Raw genomic sequence first — 18,496 nt, forward strand, 5'->3', positions numbered from 1 at the left:
GAAAGTGGCGAGGACGACAGAGAGATGCGCCCGCGTGCATGCACGACGAGCACGAAGAGGTGCGATATCAGGCCGTCGCGGCGATCAGTTGCGATGGCGACTGCGTGCCCGCCGAGACGGTCAGCACGTCGTAGCCCGTCGGCGTGACGAGCACCGTGTGCTCCCATTGCGCCGAGAGGCTGCGGTCGCGCGTCTTGACGGTCCACTGGTCCGGCATGGTGCGGATTTCGCGGCGGCCCGCGTTGATCATCGGCTCGACGGTAAAGATCATGCCGGCCTGTAATTCGATGCCCGTGCCCGGACGGCCGTAGTGCAGCACTTGCGGCTCCTCGTGGAAAACCTGTCCGATGCCGTGGCCGCAGTATTCCCGCACGACGCTGTAGCCTTGCGCTTCGGCGTGCTTCTGAATCGCCGCGCCGATATCGCCCAGATGCGCGCCGGGTCGCACCTGATCGATGCCGAGCCACATGCAGTCGAACGTGGTCTGAACGAGGCGTTTCGCCAGGATCGAGCCTTCGCCGACAATGAACATGCGGCTCGTATCGCCGAAATAGCCGTTCTTGATGACGGTGATGTCGATATTCAGCGCATCGCCGTTCTTCAGCACTTTTTCGCCGGGGATGCCGTGGCAGATCACGTCGTTCACCGAGATGCACGTGGCCTTCGGATACGGCGGGTAGCCGGGCGGCTGATAATTGAGCGGTGCGGGAACGGTGCCCTGTTCCTTCACCATATATTCGTGACAGAGACGATCGAGTTCCTCGGTCGTCACGCCGGGAACGATATGCGGCGTGATGAAATCGAGCACTTCGCTGGCGAGCCGGCAGGCGACGCGCATCTGCGCGATATCGTGGTCGTTTTTCAGCGTAATGGACATGACTAGGCCCGAAATGCGTGGGTGCGGAGTGAGCCGCGAAAGCGGCATTATCGCACCTTAAGAAATGCGCCGCACCCGGTTAGTTTGGCCGGGCGGCGCGGCGCCAAGGTGGCTGGCCGAAACGCGCGCGACGTTCGGATCGGTCGCGCGGCTTGAGCCGACCAATCCTCACATGCTATACTCGAAGGCTGAGTCGTAATCTATATTGGCGTCATGATTTGATATGACACGCCTTACGGAATACGGCTTTGATACTCGTCTCAAGTCGATACGCAAGCCGGCGCACCCAGGGTGTCCGGCGTCCGGCAAGCAAAAAGCCCGGGCGCAGGATGCGGCAGCCGGCTTAAGACCCAACCCTCGCGGAGAATTTCATGGCAGTCACGATGCGTCAAATGCTGGAAGCCGGTGTCCACTTCGGTCACCAAACGCGCTTCTGGAACCCCAAGATGGCCCCGTACATCTTCGGTCATCGCAACAAGATTCACATCATCAACCTCGAAAAGACGCTCCCGCTCTACAACGACGCGCTGAAGTATGTGCGCCAGTTGGCAGCGAACCGCGGCACGATTCTCTTCGTCGGCACGAAGCGCCAGTCGCGCGACACCATCGCGCAGGAAGCAGCGCGCGCCGGTATGCCGTTCGTCAACGCCCGCTGGCTCGGCGGCATGCTGACGAACTTCAAGACGCTGAAGGTCTCGATCAAGCGCCTGAAGGACATGGAAGCGGCTGTCGAATCGGGTGAAACCGAGCGCATGAGCAAGAAGGAAGCGCTTCTGTTCGAACGCGAAATCGCCAAGCTGCAAAAGTCGATCGGCGGCGTGAAGGACATGGGCGGCATTCCGGACGCGATCTTCGTGATCGACGTCGGCTACCACAAGATTGCCGTGACCGAAGCGAAGAAGCTCGGTATTCCGGTCATCGCCGTGGTCGACACGAACCACTCGCCGGAAGGCATCGACTACGTGATCCCGGGCAACGACGACGCCTCGAAGGCTGTGTCGCTGTACGCTCAGGGCGTGGCTGACGCGATCCTCGAAGGCCGCGCAAACGCGGTGAACGACGTGGTCCAGGCCGTCCGTAACGGCGAAGGCGACGAGTTCGTCGAGGTCAACGCAGAGGCGTAATCGAGCCCTGTGGCCGACAAAAAAGGGGGCTTTGCGAAAGGCCCCTTTTTTTTAGTCGAAGCGATAGAAATGCCTATTTTCCTGCCGTGGGCGAGTCGTAAGGCCGGCGGCACGTATCAAACAGACTCAAGGAGCGAATGATGGCGGCAATTACCGCAAGCATGGTGGCAGAACTGCGCGCGAAGACCGATGCGCCGATGATGGAATGCAAGAAGGCGCTGACGGAAGCCGACGGCGACATGGCGCGCGCGGAAGAGCTGCTGCGCGTGAAGCTCGGCAACAAGGCGAGCAAGGCGGCATCGCGCGTGACGGCCGAAGGCATCGTGACGGCGCACGTCGAAGGCGGAGTGGGCGCGCTCGTCGAACTGAACTGCGAAACCGACTTCGTCGCGAAGAACGACGACTTCATGGCATTCGGCAAGACGATCGCCGAACTCGTGGCGAAACAAAACCCGGCCGACGTCGCAGCCCTGTCGGCGCTGCCGCTCGAAAGCTCGACGGTCGACGCGGTGCGTCTCGCGCTTGTCGGCAAGATCGGCGAAAACCTGTCGATCCGCCGTTTCGTGCGCTTCGAAACCGCCAACAAGATCGCGTCGTACCTGCACGGCACGCGCATCGGCGTGCTGGTCGAGTTCACCGGCGCGGACGAGCAAATCGGCAAGGACGTCGCGATGCACGTCGCCGCGATGAAGCCGGTTTCGCTGTCGTCGGACGAAGTGCCGGCCGATCTGATCGCCAAGGAGCGCAGCATCGCCGAGCAGAAGGCCGCTGAATCGGGCAAGCCGGCCGAGATCGTCGCGAAGATGGTCGACGGCTCGATCCAGAAGTACCTGAAGGAAGTGTCGCTGCTGAACCAGCCGTTCGTGAAGAACGACAAGCAGACGATCGAGCAGATGCTCAAGGCCGGCAACGCATCCGTGCAGAAGTTCGCGCTGTTCGTGGTCGGCGAGGGCATCGAGAAGCGTCAGGACGACTTCGCGGCAGAAGTCGCGGCGCAAGTCGCGGCGGCCAAGCAGTCATAAGACTCGCCAAGCTTCGCTAAGGCTCGCTTAAGGCGCGTGTGCTGTCATGACGCAGCGGCGTGCCGAGTTAGCAGGACCCGCGGCGGAAGATCCCGCCGCAAGCGTTCAGCGATTCGGATCGCACAAGCAGCGGGCGCGGTAGACTGGGGGTAAACCCTGATCTACCGCGCCCGCCGCCCGATCCGGCCCGTTTGCGGTAAGTAATGTTTCACCCCTACAGTTCTACGTTGTTGCAACCCTCCTCGGCGCGATCGGAAACTCACATGCCCACAGCCTACAAACGCGTACTCCTCAAACTCTCCGGCGAAGCCCTCATGGGCGACGATGCTTTCGGCATCAATCGCGCAACGATCGAAAGGATGGTGGCGGATGTCGCGGAGGTGGTGCGGATCGGGACCCAGCTTGCCGTCGTCATCGGCGGCGGGAATATCTTCCGCGGTGTGGCGGGTGGCGCGGCCGGCATGGATCGCGCGACGGCCGACTACATGGGCATGCTCGCCACGATGATGAACGCGCTGGCGCTGCAGGACGCCATGCGCCACGCGGGCATCGAAGCGCGCGTGCAGTCGGCGCTGCGCATGGATCAGGTGGTCGAGCCGTACATCCGCCCGCGCGCGATTCGCCAGCTCGAAGAGGGCAAGGTCGTGATCTTCGCGGCCGGCACGGGCAATCCGTTCTTCACGACGGACACGGCGGCCGCGCTGCGTGGCTCGGAAATCGGCGCCGAAGTGGTGTTGAAGGCGACGAAGGTCGATGGCGTATACTCCGCCGACCCGAAGAAGGATCCGCACGCGACGCGCTACAGCACGATCAGCTTCGACGAGGCAATCGGCAAGAATCTTCAGGTGATGGACGCCACTGCGTTCGCCCTATGTCGCGACCAGAAGCTGCCGATTCGCGTGTTCTCGATCACGAAGCCGGGCGCATTGAAGCGCATCGTGCAAGGCGACGACGAAGGGACCCTCGTCCACGTGTAAACTCTCGCGATATCAGGCGCCGCGCGACGGGCGGGAAGCCTCGCGCGGGATGCGCCGTCATCGCCGGTAAAACCCAGGTTTGGAGGTTCAAAATGAGTGTGGCTGACATCAAGAAAAGCGTCGACCAGAAGATGCAGCGGTCGATCGAAGCGTTCAAGGCCGATCTCGCCAAGATTCGCACGGGCCGCGCCCACACCGGGCTGCTCGACCACATCCAGGTCGATTACTACGGCTCGAACGTGCCCATCTCCCAGGTCGCGAACATGACGCTCGTCGATGCGCGCACGATCGGCGTGCAGCCGTGGGAAAAGAAGATGGTCGCGGTGATCGAGAAAGCGATCCGCGAATCGGATCTCGGCCTGAACCCGGCCACGCAGGGCGACCTGATCCGCGTGCCGATGCCGGCGCTCACCGAAGAGCGCCGCCGCGAACTCGTGAAAGTCGTGAAGAGCGAAGGCGAGACCGCGAAGGTCGCCGTGCGCAACTTGCGCCGCGACGCGAATGATCAACTGAAGAAATCCGTCAAGGACAAGGAGATCTCGGAAGACGACGAGCGCCGCGCGAGCGAGGAAGTGCAGAAGCTCACCGACAAGTTCGTCGCCGAGATCGACAAGCTCATTCAGACCAAAGAATCCGAAATCATGACGGTGTGAGGCCGTAGAAACGGTTCCGCCGGCCCCGGGGGTTTATATATTCGGGCTGGCTCTCACTCTTTCAGATTCCCAGATTCAGCGGCCATGACCTATACCAGCTCTACCGTTACCGTGCCCGATGTCGCGGCTGTCCCGCGCCACGTCGCGATCATCATGGACGGCAATGGCCGATGGGCGACGGAGCGCCGCCTGCCGCGCGTCGCCGGTCATACGCGCGGCGTCGATGCGGTCCGCGCGACCGTCGAAAGCTGCGCGCGACGCGGCGTCGAATTCGTCACGCTCTTTGCGTTCAGCTCCGAGAACTGGCGCCGTCCGACCGACGAAGTGTCCTTCCTGATGCGCCTTTTCGTCACCGCGCTCGAGCGCGAGATCGGCAAGCTGCATGCGAACGGCATCCGCCTGCGCGTCGTCGGCGACATCAGCATGTTCGACGACCGCATCCGCGCGCTGATTCAACGCGCCGAGAGCAAGACGGCCCGCAACACGCGCCTCACGCTGACCATCGCCGCCAACTACGGCGGGCGCTGGGACATCATGCAGGCGACGAAGAAGCTCATCGCAGAGTCTCTCGAAGCCGGCGTGCCCGCGCGCGTGGACGACGAGTCGTTCGCCGAACATCTCGCGATGGCCTATGCGCCGGAGCCGGATCTCTTCATCCGCACGGGCGGCGAGCAGCGCATCAGCAATTTTCTGCTGTGGCAGCTCGCGTACACCGAGTTTTATTTCACAGATACCTACTGGCCCGACTTCGACGCCGACGCGCTCGATCGCGCGATCGCTTCGTACGGCGACCGCGAGCGCCGCTTCGGGCGCACGAGCGCGCAACTCGCTTCCCAATCGCAGAAGGCCGACACCCTTTCATGCTAAGAACCCGTGTCATCACGGCCATCGTCCTGCTCGCGGTACTCGTGCCGATCACGCTGTTCGCGCCGATCGGCGCCTTCGGGGCGCTCATCGGTTTCGTCGTGGTGTTCGCGGCCTGGGAATGGGGGCGTCTGCTCAAGCTGAACGGAGCGGGGCCGGTTGCATACGCGCTCGTCGCCGGGCTCGCGCTCATTATCAGTACGTTTCTCGGGATCAAGTCCACGCCGCTGTACCAGATGGCCGCGATCTTCTGGGTGCTCGCCGGTCCCTACGCGTTGCTGCGCAAGCCGACGCTGGCGGCTCACGCGTGGCGAGCGTTCCTGCTTTTTGCGGGGATCGTCGTGTTTCTGGCGTGCTGGCATGCGGTCGTCGACGCGCGCACACGGGGCGTGGCATTCGTGCTATCGCTTCTTCTAGTAGTCTGGCTGGCTGACATAGGCGCATACTTCGCCGGCAAAGCGCTCGGCCGCCACAAACTCGCTCCGTCGATCAGCCCGGGCAAGACCTGGGAGGGCGCCGTCGGCGGGTGGCTCGCCGTCATCGTCATCGGCGCGCTCGCCGCCGCCACCGGCTTTTATGCGCCTACCGTATTTACGGCCTTCGTCGAATATCTCGGCTGGGATCGCTCGTTCGTCGCGCTTTCCGTGCTGGTCGCGTTCAGCGTGGTCGGCGACCTGTTCGAGTCGCTGCTGAAGCGCCAGGCCGGCGTCAAGGATTCGAGCGGCCTGTTGCCGGGTCACGGCGGCGTCCTCGACCGCATCGACGCATTGTTGCCGGTATTGCCGATCGCACTGCTCATGCTTGGCTAATCGGCTAGAGAAGAATTTATGCAAACACGTCTCACACTGCTCGGCTCCACGGGCTCGATCGGCGACAGTACGCTCGACGTCGTGGCGCGGCATCCGGACCGCTTCTCGGTCTATGCGCTCACCGCGCATCGCAACGGCGACAAACTCGTCGCCCAGTGCCTGAAATTCCAGCCCGAAGTGGCGGTCGTCGGCGACGCCGAAACGGCCGCGCGCGTCGCGGCCGCGTTGCGCGCGCGGGGCTGCAAGACCGAAGTGACGCACGGCGCGCAAGCGCTCGTCGAGGTCGCGCACGCGGCGCAGTGCGATACGGTCGTCGCGGCCATCGTCGGCGCGGCGGGCCTCGCGCCCACGCTCGCCGCGGCGCGCGCCGGCAAGCGCATCCTGCTCGCGAACAAGGAAGCGCTCGTGATGTCCGGCCAGATTTTCATGGACGCGGTGCGCGACAACGGCGCGATCCTGCTGCCGGTCGACAGCGAGCACAACGCCGTGTTCCAGTGCCTGCCGCCTTGCGCGGACAAGGAAGCGAAGCTGCATGGCGGCGTCTCGAAGATCATTCTGACGGCGTCGGGCGGCCCGTTTCGCACGCGCGAGCCGGCGACGCTCGCAAACGTGACGCCCGAGGAAGCCGTCAAGCATCCGAACTGGGCGATGGGCCGCAAGATTTCCGTCGATTCCGCGACGATGATGAACAAGGGCCTCGAAGTGATCGAGGCGCATTGGCTCTTCAATCTGCCGGGTTCGCGTATCGAGGTGCTGATCCATCCGCAGAGCGTGATTCATTCGATGGTTTCCTACGCCGACGGCTCGGTCCTCGCGCAACTCGGCAACCCGGACATGCGCACGCCGATCGCGCACGCACTGGCGTATCCTGATCGCGTTGACTCGGGCGTGGCGCCGCTCGATCTCGCGCAGATCGCGACGCTCACGTTCGAAAAGCCCGATTTCGCGCGTTTTCCGTGCCTTGCGCTCGCCATCCAGGCGCTCGAAGCGGGCGGCATCGCGAGCGCGGCGTTGAACGCGGCCAACGAAATCGCCGTGGAAGCGTTCCTGGAGCGCCGCATCGGCTTCATGGCGATCGGCGGCGTGGTCGAGCGCGTGCTGAACGCGCTGCCGAATACGAGCGCCGCGACGCTGGCGGACGTGCTCGCCGCCGATGCGAACGCGCGCCGTCTCGCATCCCGTTTCGTCGCTGAGCTCACCGCGAGCGCGCCGGGCGCCGAACCCATCGCCCATTGAGGCCGTCATGAACTTTTTGACCGAAATCGTCGCCTTCGTCGTTGCGATAGGCGTACTCGTCGTCGTCCACGAATTCGGTCACTACAGCGTCGCCCGACTGTGCGGCGTGAAGGTGCTGCGTTTCTCGGTCGGCTTCGGCAGGCCGCTCGTGCAGTGGGTCAGCAAGAAGACGGGCGTCGAATGGACGATCGCCGCGCTGCCGCTCGGCGGTTACGTGAAGATGCTCGACGAGCGCGAGATCGATCCCGACAGCGGTAAGACCATTCCCGCCGAGGACTTGCCGCGCGCGTTCAACCGCCAGAGCGTCGCCAAGCGCATTGCGATCGTCGCGGCGGGGCCCATCGCCAACTTCGTGCTCGCGATCGTGCTTTTTTCCGCCGTGTTCGCGGGCGGCGTGACCGAGCCCGCCGCGATCGTCTCGCAACCCGCGCCCGACACGGCAGCGGCGCACGCGGGTTTCGAAGGCGGCGAGACGGTTCTGTCGATGCGCGACGCGCAAGGCGGCGAGACGCATCCGATCCGCTCCTGGTCCGATTTGCGCTGGAAGCTGCTCGACGCATCGTTCGATCATCGACGTATCGTGCTGACGGCGAAGACGCACGACGGGACCTTCGACTTCCCGGTGAGCGTTGCGGGCATCACGGACGAGCAGGCCGATCAGGACTTCATGGACAAGCTCGGCTTCGCGCCGGGCGGCGGCACGCTGACAGTCGCGGGCGTCGAAGGCGGGAGCGCCGCGCAGAAGAGCGGGCTCAAGGCGGGCGACATGCTGCGTGCGATCGATGGCCGCAGCGTCGATAACGCGACGAGCTTCATCGATTACGTGAAAGCGCACGGTGGGAAGCCCGTCACGCTCCTGATCGAGCGCAACGGCAAGCGCGAATCCGTGCAGATCGTGCCGGATCTCAGGCACGATGCTTCGACGGGCAAGGAGATCGGCCGCATCGGCGCCGCGCTCGCGAACCAACTGCCGACCGTGGACGTGCGCTACGGGCCGCTCGAAAGCTTGCGCCTCGGCGTGAACCGCACGTGGGACATCAGCATCTATTCGCTGCGCATGTTCGGGCGGATGGTCGTCGGCGAGGCATCGCTCAAGAATCTCTCGGGGCCGGTCACTATCGCCGACTATGCGGGCAAGAGCGCAAGGCTCGGCGTGGCGGCCTTCGTGTCGTTTCTCGCACTCGTGAGCATCAGTCTCGGAGTGTTGAACTTGTTACCGATTCCGGTATTGGACGGTGGGCATCTGTTATATTATTTGGTTGAAGCTGTTACCGGCAAGGCCGTATCCGATCGCTGGCAGCTGGTTCTGCAAAGGGCGGGCCTGGTCTGCATCGTCGCACTGTCGATGATCGCGCTGTTCAACGACCTCGCTCGTCTGATTCGTTTTTGATCCACTTTGACAATTTCTGGCGGCGCCTTTCGAGCGACCGCCGGAACGAATGCAGCTTTAAATACTGGGGAAGCACGTTGTTCAAACCTCATCGCTTTGTTCCTAAGACGGCTGTGGCCGCGGCACTCGCCGCAACGGGTATGGCGGCACACGCCACCACGCCGTTCGTCGTGCAGGATATTCGGATCGACGGTCTCCAACGCATCGAGCCGGGCTCCGTGTTCGCTTATCTGCCGATCAAGCAAGGCGACACCTTCACCGACGACAAGGCCTCCGAAGCGATTCGCGCGCTCTACGCGACGGGCTTCTTCAACGACGTTCAGATCGCCACCGAAGGCAACGTGGTGATCGTGCAGGTGCAGGAGCGCCCGGCCATCTCGGCCATCGATTTCGCAGGACTGCACGAGTTCGACAAGGACAACCTCACGAAGGCGCTGCGCTCGGTCGGTCTGTCGCAGGGCCGCTCGTACGACAAGGCACTCGTCGACAAGGCGGAGCAGGAGCTCAAGCGCCAGTACCTCACGCGCGGCTACTACGCGGCGGAAGTCACGACCACGGTGACGCCGGTCGACCGCAACCGCGTCGCCATTCTTTTCTCGGTCGCGGAAGGCCCGAGCGCCAAGATCCGCCAGATCAACTTCGTCGGCAACAAGGCGGTGAGTTCGAGCACGCTGCTCGGCGAAATGCAGCTCTCCACGCCGAACTGGTTCTCCTGGTACACGAAGAGCGATCTGTACGCGAAGGAAAAGCTCACGGGCGACCTCGAGAACGTGCGCTCGTACTATCTGAATCGCGGCTACCTCGAGTTCAGCATCGACTCCACGCAGGTGTCGATCTCGCCGGACAAGAAGGACATGTATCTGACGATCGCCGTGCATGAAGGCGAGCCGTACAAGATCAGCAGCATCAAGCTTTCGGGCAATCTGCTCGACCGCGAAGCCGAGCTCAACAAGCTCATCAAGATCAAACCGGGCGAGCGCTTCTCCGCCGAAAAGCTGCAGGCAACGACCAAAGCGATCGTCGACAAGCTCGGCGAATACGGTTACGCGTTCGCGCAGGTCAACGCGCAGCCGCAGATCGATCAGGCGAACCACACCGTGGCGCTCACGCTGCAAGTCGACCCGAGCCGCCGCGTGTATGTGCGGCGCGTGAATATCGTCGGCAATACGCGCACGCGCGACGAAGTGGTGCGCCGTGAAATGCGCCAGCTCGAAAGCTCGTGGTTCGATTCGAGCCGCCTCGCGTTGTCGAAGGACCGGGTCAACCGTCTCGGCTACTTCACCGACGTGGACGTCACCACGACGCCCGTCGAAGGCACGAACGACCAGGTCGACGTCGACGTGAAGGTCGCGGAAAAGCCGACCGGCGCGATCACGCTGGGCGCGGGCTTTTCGTCGACGGACAAGGTGGTGCTGTCGGCGGGCGTGTCGCAGGACAACGTGTTCGGCTCGGGCACGAGCCTCGCGGTCAACGTGAACACCGCGAAGACGTACCGCACGCTGACCGTGACGCAGGTCGATCCGTACTTCACGATCGACGGCATCAAGCGCATCACCGACGCGTACTACCGCACGTATCAGCCGCTGTACTACTCGACCGATTCGAGCTTCAAGATCGTGACAATGGGCGCGGACACAAAATTCGGTATCCCGTTCTCCGAGCAGGACACGGTGTTCTTCGGCGTCGGTGCCGAACAGAACACGATGGACGTGGACTCGAACACGCCGCAGTCGTACATCAACTACGTGAACGAGTTCGGCCGCGTGGTGAACAACTATCCGCTGACGGTGGGCTGGTCGCGCGACAATCGCGACAGCGCGCTCGTTCCGAGCCGCGGCTACTACATCCAGTCGAACGCAGAGTACGGCACGCCGCTCGGCAATACGACGTACGCGAAGTTCGACGCGCAGTTCCAGTATTACTACTCGTTCGCGCGCGGCTTCGTGCTCGGCTTCAACCTGCAGGGCGGTTACGGCAAGGGCTTGCAAGGCCAGACCTACCCGATCTTCAAGAACTACTATGCGGGCGGTATCGGCTCGGTGCGCGGCTACTCGCCGAGCTCGCTGGGTCCGCGCGACGCGAAGACGAACGACCCGATCGGCGGTTCGCGCATGGCGGTCGGCAACATCGAGCTGACGTTCCCGCTTCCGGGCACGGGCTACGACCGCACGCTGCGCGTCTTCACCTTCCTCGATGCCGGTAACGTCTGGGGCGATCCGAACCAGGGCGGCACGAGCGGCGGCGCGAACGGCCTGCGCTACGGCTACGGGGTTGGTCTCGCGTGGATCTCGCCGATCGGCCCGCTCAAGCTGAGCCTCGGCTTCCCGCTGCAGAAGCACGAAGGCGACCAGTATCAGAAGTTCCAGTTCCAGATCGGTACGGCCTTCTAAGGCACCCGTTGGACACGAACTTCATCCATTCAGACGTAACGTGAGGAACACTTTGGGAACCGGTAAGCATTCGAAACATAGGGCGCTGGCGCTTGCGTTGTCGATGGTTCTCGGCCTGGGCGCGGCGATGTCCGCCAGTGCTCAGGAAGCGCGCATCGCTGCGGTCAATTCGGACCGCATCCTGCGCGAATCGACTGCGGCGAAAGCCGCTCAGTCGAAGCTCGAGCAGGAATTCTCCAAGCGCGACAAGGCGCTGCAGGACATGGCGCAGCGCCTTAAGGCGATGTCGGACAACATCGATAAAAACGGTTCATCGATGTCGCCGACGGACCGCGCAGCGCGCCAGCGCGACCTCGCGCAACTCGACGCCGACTTTCAGCGCAAGCAGCGCGAGTTCCGTGAAGACCTGAACCAGCGTCGCAACGAGGAACTCGCGGCGGTGCTGGATCGGGCCAACAAGGTGATCAAGCAGATCGCCGAGCAGCAGCATTACGACCTGATCGTGCAGGAGGCGGTGTACGTGAGCCCGCGCATCGACATCACCGATCAGGTGCTGAAGGCGCTGGCCGCGGGTGCGACCGGCACGGGTTCGCTCACGAGCCCGAACTGACGAGGACTGAGACGAGATGGCATCAGGCATGGCGATCACGCTCGACGAACTGGTGAAGCGCTTCGGCGGCGAGGTGGTCGGCGACGGCGCGCACGCGGTCGGGAGTCTCGCGCCCCTCGACAAGGCCGGCTCCGCGCAACTCGCGTTTCTCGCGAATCAAAAATATCTGCCGCAAGTCGAAACGACGCGCGCCGGCGCGGTGCTGATTTCTCCGGGCGACCTCGAAAAGGTGACGAATCGCGCGGGCAGTAATTTCATCGTCACGCCGAACCCCTACGCTTATTTCGCGCGCGTGGCCCAGGCGTTCATCGACCTGGCGACACCGAAAGCGAGGCCTGGCGTGCATCCGAGCGCCTACGTCGACCCGGACGCGAAGGTCGCGGCGAGCGCCGTGATCGGACCGCACGTGACGGTGGAAGCGGGCGCGGTCGTAGGCGAGCGCGTGAAGCTGGATGCGGGCGTGGTTGTCGGCCGCGGGGTGAAGCTCGGCGACGACGTGCATCTGTATCCCAACGTCACCGTGTATCACGGCTGCAAGCTGGGTGCGCGCGTGATCGTGCACGCGGGCGCCGTGATCGGCGCGGACGGCTTCGGCTTCGCGCCGGATTTCGTCGGCGAGGGCGATGCGCGTACCGGCAGCTGGGTCAAGATTCCGCAGGTAGGCGCGGTGGATATTGCAGACGACGTGGAAATCGGCGCGAACACGACGATCGATCGCGGCGCGATGGCGGATACCGTCATCGAGGAATGCGTGAAGATCGACAACCTCGTGCAGATCGGTCACAACTGCCGCATCGGCGCGTATACGGTGATCGCCGGCTGCGCGGGCATCGCGGGCAGCACGAACATCGGCAAGCATTGCATGATCGGCGGGGCGGTAGGTATCGCGGGACATGTGACGCTCACGGATTACGTGATCGTCACGGCGCAATCGGGTGTCTCGAAGTCGCTTCTGAAGCCCGGCATGTATACCAGCGCGTTTCCGGCCGTGCCGCACGGCGACTGGAACAAGAGCGCGGCCATCATGCGTAATCTGGACAAGATGCGCGAGCGCATCAAGGCGCTGGAAACGGCGCTCTCCGATGCGGGCAAGCGTGACGCTATGAGCGGCGGCGCATAAGCAAGCACCCCGAGCAGAGCGGGCTTGTGCAAGCCGCCGAAGCGAGACAGCAATTCCGGGCGGGCGTTCCATACGACCCGCCATCCAATTTCCGCGCCCGACGCGCGCGTGAGCAGAACGACCATGAGCACAGAAAAAATCAATCTCGACATCCACAAGATCCTCACGCTGCTGCCGCATCGCTACCCGATCCTGCTCGTGGACCGCGTGCTCGAACTCGAGCCGCACAAGAGCATCAAAGCGTTGAAGAACGTGACGATCAACGAGCCGTACTTCCAGGGCCACTTCCCGACGCGGCCGGTGATGCCGGGCGTGCTGATTCTCGAAGCGCTCGCGCAGACCGCAGCGCTCCTGACCTTCGCGGAAGAGCCGCACGATCCGACCAATACGCTCTACTACTTCGTCGGCATCGACGGCGCGCGCTTCAAGCGCGTCGTGGAGCCGGGCGATCAGCTGATCCTCAACGTCCACTTCGAGCGGTATATGCGAGGCATCTGGAAGTTCAAGGCGCGCGCCGAGGTCGATGGCGCGACCGCCGCCGAGGCCGAGCTCATGTGTACCGTCAAGAGCACGGACGCCTGAGCGCATTTGCGTTCACCCCGCGTTCATCGTAACAAGCAGCACGAACAGCATAGGCGAAATGCGCATGAGCAAGATTCACCCAACCGCGATCATCGAGCCGGGCGCCCAGCTCGACGAGTCCGTCGAAATCGGGCCGTACGCGATCGTCGGTTCGCACGTCGTGATCGGCGCGGGCACGACCGTCGGCTCGCACAGCGTGATCGAAGGCCACACGACGATCGGCCGCGACAACAGCATCGGCCATTACGCGTCGATCGGCGGCCGTCCGCAGGACATGAAGTACAAGGGCGAGCCGACGCGCCTCGAAATCGGCGACCGCAACACCATCCGCGAATTCACGACGCTGCACACGGGCACGGTGCAGGATCAGGGGCTGACCTCGATCGGTAGCGATTGCTGGATCATGGCGTACGTGCACGTCGGCCACGACTGCCGGTTGGGCGACAACGTCATCATGTCGAGTAATGCGCAACTGGCCGGGCACGTGTTCGTCGGCGATCACGCGATCATCGGCGGCATGTCGGGCGTGCATCAGTTCGTGCGCATCGGCGCGCATTCGATGCTCGGCGGCGCTTCCGCGCTCGTGCAGGACGTGCCGCCCTTCGTGATCGCGGCCGGCAACAAGGCGGAGCCGCACGGCATCAACGTCGAAGGACTGCGCCGCCGCGGCTTCACGCCCGAGGCGATCTCCGCGCTGCGCTCGGCGTATCGCATCGTCTACAAGAGCGGTCTGTCGCTCGAAGAGGCGAAGGTGCAGTTGAAGGAACTGAGCACGGCCGGCGGCGAGGGCGACCAGGCGGTCACGGCATTCTCCGATTTCATCGCGGCGTCGCAGCGCGGCATCATCCGCTAGACACGCTGCCCGATGACCCTGATCACCCACCCGCCACGCATCGCGATGGTCGCGGGCGAGCCGTCCGGCGACCTGCTCGCGGCGTCGCTGCTGAAGGGCCTCACGCAAACCTTGCCGGAAGGCACGCGCTATAGCGGCATCGGCGGCCCGCGCATGACGGCCGAAGGCTTCGAAGCGCACTGGCCGATGGACAAGCTGACCGTGCGCGGCTATGTCGAAGCGCTGAAGCATATTCCCGAGATCCTCGGCATCCGCAACGAGATCAAGCGTCAGTTGCTGGCGGAGCCGCCGTCGGTGTTCATCGGCGTGGACGCGCCCGATTTCAATTTCGGCCTCGAACAGCCGCTGCGCGAAGCGGGCATTCCGACCGTGCATTTCGTGTGTCCGTCGATCTGGGCATGGCGCGGCGGCCGCATCAAGAAGATCGCGAAAGCGGTTGATCACATGCTGTGCGTATTTCCGTTCGAAACCGCATTGCTGGAGAAAGCGGGCGTGTCGGCGAGCTACGTCGGTCATCCGCTCGCCGACGAAATCCCGCTCGAACCCGACGTCATGGGTGCGCGCCGCGAACTCGGCATCGCGCAAGGCGGACCGGTGATCGCCGTGTTGCCGGGCAGCCGGCGCTCGGAAATTTCGCTGATCGGCCCGACCTTCTTCGACGCAATGGAACTGATGCAGCTTCGCGAGCCCGGCGTGCGCTTTCTGATGCCCGCCGCGAATCCGGCGTTGCGCGCGCTGCTGCAGCCGCTCGTAGACGCGCATCCGCATCTGTCGCTGACGATCACCGACGGCCGCGCGCAAACCGCGATGACCGCCGCCGACGCGATCCTCGTGAAAAGCGGCACGGTAACGCTGGAAGCGGCGCTGCTCAAGAAACCGATGGTCATTTCGTACAAGGTGCCCTGGCTCACGGGTCAGATCATGAAGCGGCAGGGCTATCTGCCGTATGTCGGTTTGCCGAACATTCTGGCGGGCCGCTTCGTGGTGCCGGAAATCCTGCAGCATTTCGCGACCCCCGAAGCGCTCGCCGACGCCACGCTGAAACAGTTGAACGACGACGCCAACCGCCGTACCCTGACGGAGATCTTCACCGACATGCACATCGCGCTGCGTCAGAATACGTCGCAGAAGGCGGCCGAGGCGGTCGCGCGCGTGCTCGAAAAGCGGAGCCCCCGATAATGGCGGCGAAACGGCCGGCTCAGGCAGGACTCGATTTCAGTTCACCTTTCGACATCGTCTGCGGCGTCGACGAGGCGGGGCGCGGTCCGCTGGCCGGCCCGGTCGTGGCCGCCGCGGTGATCTTCGATCCCGCCAGGCCGCGCATCAACGGTCTCGACGATTCCAAGGCGCTGACTGCCAAAAGACGCGAGGAGCTGTACGAGAAGATCGTCGATCGCGCGCTCGCGTATTGCGTCGCGTCGGCGAGCGTCGAGGAAATCGACACGATCAACATCCTGCACGCGAGCATGCTCGCGATGAAGCGCGCGGTGGAAGGGCTGTCGGTCGCGCCGACGCTCGTCAAGGTCGACGGCAACCGCTGTCCGACGCTGTCGATCCGCGCCGAAGCGGTGATCGGCGGCGATGCGCTCATCAAGCAGATCTCGGCGGCATCGATTCTCGCGAAGGTCACGCGCGATCGCATGCTGGTCGAGCTTCACGAAACCTTTCCGATGTACGGCTTCGATGCGCATTCCGGCTACGGCACGCCGCAGCATCTGAAGGCGCTGCGCCAGCATGGCCCGTGCGAGCATCATCGGCGTTCGTTCGCGCCGGTGCGCGAGGCGCATCTCCTGTTCGGCTCGGTGCTGCCCGAGATCGCGCCGGAAGTGCTTCACGCAGCCTCGACAGCCGAAGACGATCCGGACGCGCGCGCCTTCTGAGCGGCACTCGGCACTCAATTCAAACGTGAAATCCATCACTTCGCGGGACAATCCGCTCTATAAGCGCATCAAGGCGCTGGCCGGCTCGACCGCGCAGCAGCGTCGCAGCGGCCATGCGCTGCTCGAAGGGCTGCACCTGGCGTCGGCTTATGTCGATGCCGCGGGACAGCCCGAAACGTGCGTAGTCACCGAAGGCGCGCTCACGCATGAAGAAGCGCGCGAAATCGTCGCGCGTATCGAGGAGAAGCGTGTCGTCGTGTTGCCGGACGCGCTCTTCGGACAGCTTTCGAGCGTCGTGCATGGCGTGGGCATGCTGTTGCTCGTCGAGAAGATCGATGCCGGGATGCCCGAGCGCGTTGCTGAAACGTGCGTGGTCCTCGACGGCATTCAGGACGCGGGCAATGTCGGCTCGATTCTGCGCAGCGCGGCGGCTGCGGGCATCAGGCGCGTGTTCTGCGCGCCGGGCACCGCGTACGCGTGGTCATCGAAGGTGCTGCGCTCGGGAATGGGCGCGCACTTTCTGCTGGATATTTTCGAGGACGTGGACTCCGCGGATTTGATCGGGCGGCTCGACCTGCCCGTCACCATCACCGATTCTCACGGCGCAGTCGCACTCTACGATTGCGATCTGTCGGGGGCGCTGGCGTGGGTGTTCGGCAACGAAGGCTCGGGTGTGTCGCAGATCTGGCGCGATGCCGTGACGCATCGCGTGACCATTCCGCAGCCGGGCGGCATGGAGTCGCTCAACGTGGCGGCCGCGGCGGCGATCTGTCTTTTCGAGCAGTGCCGCCAGCAGCGTTGAGCCAAACAATCAGTAATACGACGGCCGTTCCGGCTTGATCTCCTGAAGGATCGTCGTGGCGATTTCCTCGATCGACTTGTGCGTAGACGAAAGCCACTTTATGCCTTCGCGCTTCATCATCATTTCCGCTTCGTTGATCTCGAAGCGGCAGTTCTCCAGCGCCGCGTACTTGCTGCCCGGACGCCGCTCGTTGCGAATTTCCGCGAGCCGCTGCGGGTCGATCGACAGACCGAACATCTTCGAACGATGTTCGAGCAAGGGCGTAGGCAGCTTGCCGCGCTCGAAGTCTTCGGGAATCAGCGGATAGTTCGCGGCCTTCACGCCGTATTGCATCGCCAGGTAAAGGCTCGTCGGCGTCTTGCCGCTGCGCGATACGCCGACCAGAATGACGTCGGCGTCGGCGAGATTGCGGTTGGACTGGCCGTCGTCGTGCGCGAGCGAAAAGTTGATCGCCTCGATGCGATTCTTGTATTCCTCGGTGTCGGCGTTCTGGTGGACGCGGCCCATCGCGTGGGTCGACTTCATTTCCAGTTCGTGTTCGAGCGGCTCGATGAAAGTCTGGAACATGTCGAGGACGAGCGCGTTGCAGCCTTTGACCACTTCATTCGACGCGCTGTCGACGAGCGTAGTGAAGACGATCGGCCGGCGGCCATCGAGCTTCACCACCTCGTTGATCTTCTCGACGGTCGCACGGGCCTTGTCGATCGAATCGACGAAAGGCACGCGCACGAGCCGGAACTTTTGATCGAACTGGGCGAGGATCGAATGCGCGAACGTTTCGGCAGTGATCCCGGTCCCGTCGGAAACGATGAATACGGAAGGCGGCATCGGCAAAAGACCAAATGGGAACGAGTTGGGGCGGGCGCGTTCAAACGGTAACACGCGAAATAGACCGCGGGAACGCCCGGCACGGCGGACGAAAGCGCCTGTGTTACATTGGTTGCCCAGCGGTGTGCGCCGGCGAACCGAGCGGCGTGAAGACTTCGATTTTGCCGTGGAATTACTGTCTCTGCCGAAACAATTTGAGAATCGGCACGGTAGAATAGCGGCAACCTGTTCGATAAGCAATTGCGGAGAAATTGATTCGGATTTTCGTCAAATCGCGGTCGGTTCGTCGGTTCTGGCAGCAAAAACCCACGGTTTCGAGCAGATTTCAGACGTTCCGCTTCTTTTTGCAACGCGCGCCGGTTCCGGCGACGCGGCCCCGATGGTTTATCAAACAGGTTGTACGAGATGCGTGCGCGCTTCCAATGAGCGCCGCCGCATATGAGCCCACTCGTGCGATCGTGAATTCCATCCACCTTAGG

19 protein-coding genes are annotated in these 18,496 nt (G+C 63.5%); 17 read left to right on the plus strand and 2 right to left on the minus strand.

Features of this window, described 5'->3' with window-relative positions:
• Nucleotides 1-67 precede the first annotated feature (67 nt).
• Nucleotides 68-877, minus strand: a complete 810-nt coding sequence (gene map, locus NCS28_RS05895) for a type I methionyl aminopeptidase (protein WP_250512906.1) — start codon at nucleotides 875-877, stop codon at nucleotides 68-70.
• Between the two features lie 371 nt (nucleotides 878-1,248).
• Between map and rpsB the strand changes: the two genes are divergently transcribed.
• The 16 genes from rpsB to NCS28_RS05975 all read left to right on the plus strand — a co-directional run bounded on the left by rpsB (nucleotide 1,249) and on the right by NCS28_RS05975 (nucleotide 17,189).
• On the plus strand, nucleotides 1,249-2,001 hold the full coding sequence (gene rpsB / locus NCS28_RS05900) for a 30S ribosomal protein S2 (protein WP_061117569.1): 753 nt from the start codon (nucleotides 1,249-1,251) through the stop codon (nucleotides 1,999-2,001).
• Between the two features lie 140 nt (nucleotides 2,002-2,141).
• Nucleotides 2,142-3,023 (plus strand): translation elongation factor Ts, encoded by an 882-nt coding sequence (gene tsf, locus NCS28_RS05905; RefSeq protein WP_250512907.1) that lies wholly within the window; start codon nucleotides 2,142-2,144, stop codon nucleotides 3,021-3,023.
• Between the two features lie 263 nt (nucleotides 3,024-3,286).
• The gene (pyrH, locus tag NCS28_RS05910; protein WP_008350086.1) at nucleotides 3,287-4,000 is read left to right on the plus strand and encodes a UMP kinase; all 714 of its coding nucleotides are present in this window, start codon (nucleotides 3,287-3,289) and stop codon (nucleotides 3,998-4,000) included.
• 92 nt (nucleotides 4,001-4,092) lie between these two features.
• Nucleotides 4,093-4,653 carry a ribosome recycling factor gene (gene frr, locus NCS28_RS05915; protein ID WP_250512908.1) on the plus strand — a complete coding sequence of 187 codons (561 nt, stop codon included), beginning with the start codon at nucleotides 4,093-4,095 and terminating at the stop codon, nucleotides 4,651-4,653.
• Nucleotides 4,654-4,737: 84 nt separating this feature from the next.
• Complete coding sequence (gene uppS, locus NCS28_RS05920; RefSeq protein ID WP_250512909.1) at nucleotides 4,738-5,520, plus strand: polyprenyl diphosphate synthase; 783 nt, start codon at nucleotides 4,738-4,740, stop codon at nucleotides 5,518-5,520.
• On the plus strand, nucleotides 5,514-6,326 hold the full coding sequence (locus NCS28_RS05925; RefSeq protein WP_250512910.1) for a phosphatidate cytidylyltransferase: 813 nt from the start codon (nucleotides 5,514-5,516) through the stop codon (nucleotides 6,324-6,326). The genes uppS and NCS28_RS05925 overlap by 7 nt, the downstream gene beginning before the upstream one ends.
• An 18-nt stretch (nucleotides 6,327-6,344) precedes the next feature.
• Nucleotides 6,345-7,562: a 1-deoxy-D-xylulose-5-phosphate reductoisomerase gene (locus NCS28_RS05930; protein ID WP_250512911.1), complete on the plus strand. Its 1,218-nt coding sequence runs from the start codon at nucleotides 6,345-6,347 to the stop codon at nucleotides 7,560-7,562.
• Nucleotides 7,563-7,569: 7 nt separating this feature from the next.
• A complete protein-coding gene (rseP, locus tag NCS28_RS05935) occupies nucleotides 7,570-8,952 on the plus strand; it encodes an RIP metalloprotease RseP (RefSeq protein ID WP_250512912.1) in 1,383 nt (460 codons plus the stop codon).
• A 77-nt stretch (nucleotides 8,953-9,029) separates the two neighbouring features.
• Nucleotides 9,030-11,342 carry an outer membrane protein assembly factor BamA gene (bamA, locus tag NCS28_RS05940; RefSeq protein WP_250512913.1) on the plus strand — a complete coding sequence of 771 codons (2,313 nt, stop codon included), beginning with the start codon at nucleotides 9,030-9,032 and terminating at the stop codon, nucleotides 11,340-11,342.
• 103 nt (nucleotides 11,343-11,445) lie between these two features.
• Nucleotides 11,446-11,952: an OmpH/Skp family outer membrane protein gene (locus tag NCS28_RS05945; protein ID WP_250513065.1), complete on the plus strand. Its 507-nt coding sequence runs from the start codon at nucleotides 11,446-11,448 to the stop codon at nucleotides 11,950-11,952.
• Nucleotides 11,953-11,980: 28 nt separating this feature from the next.
• Nucleotides 11,981-13,072, plus strand: coding sequence for a UDP-3-O-(3-hydroxymyristoyl)glucosamine N-acyltransferase (gene lpxD, locus NCS28_RS05950; RefSeq protein ID WP_250513066.1), 1,092 nt, complete (start codon nucleotides 11,981-11,983; stop codon nucleotides 13,070-13,072).
• A 123-nt stretch (nucleotides 13,073-13,195) separates the two neighbouring features.
• Nucleotides 13,196-13,654 (plus strand): 3-hydroxyacyl-ACP dehydratase FabZ, encoded by a 459-nt coding sequence (fabZ, locus tag NCS28_RS05955; protein WP_062258069.1) that lies wholly within the window; start codon nucleotides 13,196-13,198, stop codon nucleotides 13,652-13,654.
• 64 nt (nucleotides 13,655-13,718) lie between these two features.
• Nucleotides 13,719-14,507, plus strand: coding sequence for an acyl-ACP--UDP-N-acetylglucosamine O-acyltransferase (lpxA, locus tag NCS28_RS05960; protein WP_250512914.1), 789 nt, complete (start codon nucleotides 13,719-13,721; stop codon nucleotides 14,505-14,507).
• Between the two features lie 12 nt (nucleotides 14,508-14,519).
• Complete coding sequence (lpxB, locus tag NCS28_RS05965; protein WP_250512915.1) at nucleotides 14,520-15,686, plus strand: lipid-A-disaccharide synthase; 1,167 nt, start codon at nucleotides 14,520-14,522, stop codon at nucleotides 15,684-15,686.
• Nucleotides 15,686-16,387: a ribonuclease HII gene (gene rnhB / locus NCS28_RS05970; protein ID WP_250512916.1), complete on the plus strand. Its 702-nt coding sequence runs from the start codon at nucleotides 15,686-15,688 to the stop codon at nucleotides 16,385-16,387. Before lpxB ends, rnhB begins: the two co-directional genes overlap by 1 nt.
• A gap of 25 nt (nucleotides 16,388-16,412) precedes the next feature.
• On the plus strand, nucleotides 16,413-17,189 hold the full coding sequence (locus NCS28_RS05975) for a TrmH family RNA methyltransferase (RefSeq protein ID WP_250512917.1): 777 nt from the start codon (nucleotides 16,413-16,415) through the stop codon (nucleotides 17,187-17,189).
• 9 nt (nucleotides 17,190-17,198) lie between these two features.
• Here NCS28_RS05975 and ppsR read toward each other — a convergent pair whose 3' ends face one another.
• Nucleotides 17,199-18,017, minus strand: a complete 819-nt coding sequence (ppsR, locus tag NCS28_RS05980) for a posphoenolpyruvate synthetase regulatory kinase/phosphorylase PpsR (protein ID WP_250512918.1) — start codon at nucleotides 18,015-18,017, stop codon at nucleotides 17,199-17,201.
• Between the two features lie 100 nt (nucleotides 18,018-18,117).
• On the opposite strand from ppsR, the gene NCS28_RS05985 reads away from it, so the two are divergent.
• Complete coding sequence (locus tag NCS28_RS05985) at nucleotides 18,118-18,459, plus strand: hypothetical protein (protein ID WP_250512919.1); 342 nt, start codon at nucleotides 18,118-18,120, stop codon at nucleotides 18,457-18,459.
• Nucleotides 18,460-18,496: the final 37 nt, after the last annotated feature.

Origin of the sequence: Caballeronia sp. INDeC2 (assembly GCF_023631325.1) — a bacterium.
Taxonomy (GTDB): domain Bacteria; phylum Pseudomonadota; class Gammaproteobacteria; order Burkholderiales; family Burkholderiaceae; genus Caballeronia.

Excerpts from the sequence above, each read along its gene's own strand:
- NCS28_RS05945 (WP_250513065.1), top strand. The coding sequence starts at position 11,446 with ATGGTTCTCGGCCTGGGCGCGGCGATGTCCGCCAGTGCTCAGGAAGCG.
- fabZ (WP_062258069.1), top strand. The coding sequence starts at position 13,196 with ATGAGCACAGAAAAAATCAATCTCGACATCCACAAGATCCTCACGCTG.
- frr (WP_250512908.1), top strand. The coding sequence starts at position 4,093 with ATGAGTGTGGCTGACATCAAGAAAAGCGTCGACCAGAAGATGCAGCGG.
- rseP (WP_250512912.1), top strand. The coding sequence starts at position 7,570 with ATGAACTTTTTGACCGAAATCGTCGCCTTCGTCGTTGCGATAGGCGTA.
- lpxB (WP_250512915.1), top strand. The coding sequence starts at position 14,520 with ATGACCCTGATCACCCACCCGCCACGCATCGCGATGGTCGCGGGCGAG.
- NCS28_RS05925 (WP_250512910.1), top strand. The coding sequence starts at position 5,514 with ATGCTAAGAACCCGTGTCATCACGGCCATCGTCCTGCTCGCGGTACTC.
- pyrH (WP_008350086.1), top strand. The coding sequence starts at position 3,287 with ATGCCCACAGCCTACAAACGCGTACTCCTCAAACTCTCCGGCGAAGCC.
- uppS (WP_250512909.1), top strand. The coding sequence starts at position 4,738 with ATGACCTATACCAGCTCTACCGTTACCGTGCCCGATGTCGCGGCTGTC.
- map (WP_250512906.1), bottom strand. The coding sequence starts at position 877 with ATGTCCATTACGCTGAAAAACGACCACGATATCGCGCAGATGCGCGTC.
- rpsB (WP_061117569.1), top strand. The coding sequence starts at position 1,249 with ATGGCAGTCACGATGCGTCAAATGCTGGAAGCCGGTGTCCACTTCGGT.
- tsf (WP_250512907.1), top strand. The coding sequence starts at position 2,142 with ATGGCGGCAATTACCGCAAGCATGGTGGCAGAACTGCGCGCGAAGACC.
- lpxD (WP_250513066.1), top strand. The coding sequence starts at position 11,981 with ATGGCGATCACGCTCGACGAACTGGTGAAGCGCTTCGGCGGCGAGGTG.
- rnhB (WP_250512916.1), top strand. The coding sequence starts at position 15,686 with ATGGCGGCGAAACGGCCGGCTCAGGCAGGACTCGATTTCAGTTCACCT.
- lpxA (WP_250512914.1), top strand. The coding sequence starts at position 13,719 with ATGAGCAAGATTCACCCAACCGCGATCATCGAGCCGGGCGCCCAGCTC.
- NCS28_RS05930 (WP_250512911.1), top strand. The coding sequence starts at position 6,345 with ATGCAAACACGTCTCACACTGCTCGGCTCCACGGGCTCGATCGGCGAC.
- ppsR (WP_250512918.1), bottom strand. The coding sequence starts at position 18,017 with ATGCCGCCTTCCGTATTCATCGTTTCCGACGGGACCGGGATCACTGCC.